This window comes from Apilactobacillus waqarii (genome assembly GCF_019061205.1).
GTDB classification, from domain to species: domain Bacteria; phylum Bacillota; class Bacilli; order Lactobacillales; family Lactobacillaceae; genus Apilactobacillus; species Apilactobacillus waqarii.
This window is the reverse complement of record NZ_JAHQYH010000011.1, coordinates 1-6,175: the sequence shown is the minus strand read 5'-3', so window position 1 is coordinate 6,175 and position 6,175 is coordinate 1. Positions and strand designations below refer to the sequence as shown.

At 40.4% G+C, this 6,175-nt stretch carries 1 protein-coding gene; it reads left to right on the top strand.

Annotation, left to right across the window (positions count from 1 at the left end):
• Positions 1 to 138: 138 nt before the first annotated feature.
• On the top strand, positions 139 to 6,175 hold a 6,037-nt coding region (locus KTJ72_RS06310; protein WP_217304402.1), incomplete at its 3' end, for a beta strand repeat-containing protein.

Here is a 6,175-nt window from a genome sequence, read left to right as displayed (position 1 = left end):
TCTTAAGAAATTATAAAGAAAATCTTAAGATTTTTATTCATAATTAAAACCATTTTAAAATTTAATTAAGAGTGGTATTATAATTAGGACGACAGGTACAATATTTTTCATATAGATTGCATTTTAGGGGATGATATATTGCAATATAATAAGAATAAATTTAATAAAGTAAATGACAAAAAAGTCATGAAAAAAGTTAAGAAACAATGGGTCGTTGTATCCGTTGCTACCTTAGCTCTATTTGGTGCATCCGCCTATGGCATGACATCTACTTCTTCAGTAGTTGCTCACGCTGATACTGACGGACAATCCACACAACAAGGAGGTTCAAACGGAACAGCCACTACTACCAGTGGAAACTCCGGTGAATCTCAATCACAACAAGATGCTGACGCACAAAACGCACAAAGCAGTGCAGCAGCTGAAAAGCAAAAAGAAGCTGCTCAAGATCAAGGTAGTTCTGATGGAACTGCTGGAAGATCCCAAGCATCACTATCATCCTACCAAGATGATTATAATTCTGCTTACAGTGCTGCTTCTATTTCAGCAAGTATCGCTGCTTCTAACGCTGGTTCAAGTGATTTTACCGCTAATAAGTCAAAGGCTTCTTACGCAAATCATCAAGACGCCTACGATACTGCATACTCAGCTGCATCAACTGCCGCTAGTGTATCCGCTTCACAAAAAGCACATGATGACAGTGTAGCTGCATCATCAAGTGCCGTAAGTGCAGGTATTAGTGATTACGCTAAAGGTAGTACAGCTGCTTCAAACGTAGGTTCTGTTAACCAATCTACATACAACAGCGCATACAGCCAAGCAAGTAGCGGTTTTTATGCTGCATTGAACAGTAGTACAGCAAGCAATGCCAACACTTCAGATGCTAACTACCAAGCTGGATCATCATATGAAGCTAAATATTCAGCTGCAATTTCAGCTGCTATTAATGATGTTGTTATGAGCAATGGTAACAACATGGCTTCATACTCAACTGACCAAGGTGCTTACTACAGTGCCGCTTATGCTGGTGCCCAAGCTGCTATTAATGCATACTCAAATGCTACTCAAGGTAATGGTACAGGTACTCAAGATTACAACTACTACAACAACACAGCTAACACAACCTATACCTCTGGTAATGGTTCAACATCTTCAGTTGCTCCAAACATTAACAAATCAACTTGGGGCCAAGGTTCAAGCGCTTCATACAATGCTTCAGCAGCAGCTGCTTACACTGGTTCATACAATGACAGTTACCAAGCAACTAAGGGTGGAGCTGATAACCCTAACGATGCTTATAACTCAGTAATTAGCTATGAAAATGACTTAGGTCTTAAGTTCAATAATGCTAAAAACACCTCAGTTAAGATTAATGGTCAAAATGCAACATCTGGTACAGCTAACATTAAGGTAGCTTCACAATCAGATGTTCAGGCTGATAATTCTGCATTCTATGGTGCATTATCTGACGTTTACAAGTACGCAACTACTGCTGCTCTTGCTAAGCAAGGGATGGTAGATGCCGAAAAAGGTAAGTGGACAGGGGTTATTGGTGATGGATCTGCTAAGGGTCAAACCCAAGACTTCTATCTAACAAATAATCCAAACGTTTCTACTAGTTCCACTAATCCATATGATCAAGGTTACTTAGGAGCTAAGGCCGCTATTGCAGCTCAATTTGATAACAACAACAACATTAAATCATTGTCTGCAATATCTAGTGGATTTGATAAGAATTACATTGCTGCATACAACGATGTTGTAAGTCAATCACAAAATAACGTCGTATTCGTGTCAAATTCCAATCAATTTTATAATACATTGAATAATTCTTCGCTAGAAGCAAATGGTTTCACTATAAAATTAGTTAATGATATTAATATGAATAGTATTTCCAGTGGTGCTGGAAATAGACCTACTTTTAGTACAACTGATGGTAAAAGCTTCACAATTGATGGTCAAAATCATATTGCTGACTTAGCTGGATACAATATGCAATTCAACACCAGTACAACTAATAGTAGTACTAAATTATATATTCAAAATTTCCAAACACTATATGGAACTAATTACTGGGGTCCTTTCTCGTTAACAAACTCAGGTGCAATTTATTATAAAAATGTTAACTATATAGGTGCCCAAATATTATCAGCTACAGGTAACTACGTTTATGTTGATGGTAATGTGAACGTCTTCCAACGTGACAACTATTACGATTCTCCATTCTTAAAAAATCAAAAAACTGATGGTTCTGGTGATCAAAATAACTTAGCGATTGCTAACATGGTATTGAACAAGGGTGCTCACTACTTTGGTTCAGTTGGTTCAAATGTTGGTTCAAATGTTGTTTTCATTTCTGGTGGTGGTAACCTTACCTTAGGTGAAGATTCCAGTATGACATTGATCCCTAGAGGTAACGCAACTGGTGGGGATGACACTTCCGACCAAGGTCCAATGGGTGTCGACATTAAAAATGGTAGTTTGACTGTTAACAAGAACGCTAACTTGAACATTATTCCTGATTATTCAAACACTTACCCACAATATGGTGCCGGTGGTGGTATCTACGTAGGTAGTAATGGAGGAGTTCGTGTTGACGGTGGTCGTATTAATATCGAATCAAACCAATCACCTAAGATGTACGGACAAACCAATGCACTTCTATACGTACAATCTGGTTCTAATGTTTTGGCAACTAATGGTGGTACCATTCAAGTTAAGGTTGCCCACATTGGGGATTCTCGTGCTCCATCCGGACCAACTTCTGGTGGTGGATTAGTATACCTAGCCGGTGGTACTGTTCAAGTCGCTAACCGTGGTAACTTAATCTCAGCTATCTCTGATGGTACTGGTACTGGTGTTCCTCTAGTTTACGGTAACTTGATTGTCAACAACTCTGGTGATAGTCACGTTATCCTAGATGCTGGTTCAGCTAGAAACAGTAATGGAACCAACACTAACCCATTTGTTAGTGGTGGAACTATTAACGCTTACACTGGTAAGGTTAATGGTACGATTTATTACAACTACCAAATGAACTCATCAAGTCAATACACCTCAACTGATCAATACTTGAGGACAACAAACAACACACCATATACTGGTGGACAAATATTAGACATTAGTAGTATTCCTTCTGTATACTTTGCTACACCAATTAAAGCAACTACAGATGATAATGGAAATATACATGTTACTGGTATTGCTAAGGTTGCGGGTTACGATGGTTCTGACTACGCTAAGCAAAATGTTTACTTACAATACGGTATCGATAAGAACTCAACAACAAACTACAATGATTCAGGTATGAACACATTCCTAACCACTGATTCAAATGGTAGAACTGTTCAATACTCAAATCCAGCTACTGATAGTAACGGACATGTAGTTGATAACAACGTATACTCTGCAACATCATCATCAAATGTTGATCAAATTCCAATTGATTTTACAATTCCTTCAACCCAAGCTAATGGAATTCAAACTGTGGGAGTATACATGAGATATGGAGTTAATGGTATTTACATGACCACGATTCCAATTGAATCTTCCAAAGTCACTAGTCCAAGACAAAATGATGGTACTTACAGTACTTCTATTGTTGGTTACTCAGTAAATAGTAACGGTGCATTTACTCAAGATTCAAATGCTACTGTTCAATTGAAGAATGGATCTAACCAAGATATTACTGACGGATACACGGCTGCAATTGCTGATGCTACAAATGGAACAAACACACCCGATCCATTGAGATTCCAAAAGAACAGTGATTACACTGATTCATACAATAGTGTAATGAGTGGTTACAAGGCTGCAACTCCACAATTGCTACAACAATTAGGAATTACTGACCCAACCACGGCTCCTACTACACTTACACCTGATCTTTTAGCTAAGATTCAACAATTACCACAATACAAGCAAGCTACTAACCCAAGTGCCTTCATGCAAGGTCTACAACAAGCTTACCAAGATTACCTAGCAAACTCACAAGCCGCAAACGACATTGCAAACGCAAGTCCAACTGCAGCTTCAACAGTAGCAACTGGTAGTCAAGATTCTGCATACAAGAAGAACTATGCTGCTAGTTACAACACAGCACAACAAGCTCTTAACGATGCAGTTGCTGGTAACAAGAACAATAGACCTGCTGATACTGACCCAACAGGTCAACAAGTTTACGATAAAGCTCAACAACAATACAAAGAAGCTCAAAAAGCAATGGTTGAAGCTGCTCAAGGTACAACTAACAATCCAAATAATTTGGACCCATCAGCTTACCAAGCTGGACAAGCTGCTTACAACCAAATTGTTAATGATGTAAGAAGTGGTAAGAAGGAATCACCATCTGATTCACCTCTAAACAAAATGTCACCATTAGCTCAAGCTCTATACCAACAACAATATGATGCTATTCAAGCAAAATATGCTGGTGGTCAACAAGCTGCATTGAGTGGTCAAGCTGCTCCATCAGATCCACAAGCACTTGCTGGTTACAATGATGCAAAAGATGGTTTCAATAACAATCCAGTCTCAGATACTGAAAAGAATTCTGCTGCATACAAGGCCGGACAAGCTGCCAAGACTGATGAACAAGCTGGTAAACAAGCAGCAATGAGCGATTCAAACGCACAACCTACTGATAAAGATTCACAAGCTAAGAAAGATGGTCTACAAGCAACTAAGGATGCTTACGCTGCTGCAAGTGGTCAACAAACTCCACTAACAGACGATCAATTAGCACAAAAATCATTACCATACCAAGACGCATACCAGGCTGCTCAAACTGCTGCAAACAACACTGTTGCTCAAGCAGAAGCTGACTACAAGAATGGTACAACAGCTAACAAGCCTCAAGGTAACGGTGTAGATGCTGTGGCTTACAAGAAGGTTCAAAGTGATGCTGCTGCCGGTGCTACTGCTGCTAGTCAACCAAATAGTCCAGCAACACCTGATGCAAACCAAACACCTGCATATAAGATGGGTTACAACGTTGCTAAGGGTTCAGCTGACGCCCTAAACGGTGCTTCAAAGAATCCTAACAACACTGATCCTGAATACACTGGTGCATATGACCAAGCTACTGATGGATTTAACGGTGCAAACAACACTGCTCCTGAAAACCAAACAGCTGCATACAAAGCTGGTCAAGCTGCCAAGACCGATTCACAAGCCGGTGCTGATTTGGCAACTAAAGGTCAAAGTTTACCAACTAACCCAGTTCCATCACAAGCTGAACAAGATGGTTACAACGCCACTAATGATGCTTATGATGCTGCAACTGGTAAGAAGGCACCTATTTCAGATGCTGACCTAGCTAAAAAGTCACTAGCATACCAAGCTGCATACAAAGCTGCTAAAGATGCTGCTACTCCAGTAGTAAACAACGCACTTGATGACTACAAGAATGGTTCAACTACTAATAAACCAGCTGATGACAACAGTGCCGCTGGTAAAGCATACAAGGCCGTTAAGGATGATGCTGCTGCCGGTGCGACTGCTGCTAGTCAAGCAGGTAGTTCTGACACACCTGCTGCAAACCAAACACCTGCTTACAAAGAAGGTTACAACATTGCTAAAGGTACAGCTGACGCTCTAAATGGTGATCAAAAGAGTACTAACAACACTGATCCTGAATACACTGGTGCATATGACCAAGTAACTGATGGATTTAACGGTGCAAACAATTCTGCTCCTGAAAACCAAACAGCTGCATACAAAGCTGGTCAAGCTGCCAAGACCGATTCACAAACCGGTGCAAATCTAGCAACTAATGGTCAACCACTACCAACTACCCCAGCTCCATCACAAGCTGAAACTGATGGTTACAACGCTACCAAGGATGCTTATGACGCTGCTGCTGGTAAGAAAGCACCTATTTCAGATGCTGATCTAGCTAAGAAGCCATTAGCTTACCAAGACGCATACAAGAAGGCACTTGCCGCTGCTACTCCAGTAGTAAACAACGCACTTGCTGATTACAAGAATGGTACAACTACCAACAAACCAGCAGATGACAACAGTGCCGCTGGTAAAGCATACAATGCTGTTAAGGATGATGCTGCTGCCGGTGCGACTGCTGCTAGTCAAGCAGGTAGTTCTGACACACCTGCTGCAAACCAAACACCTGCATACAAGATGGGTTACAACATTGCCAAGGGTGTAAGTGATGCTG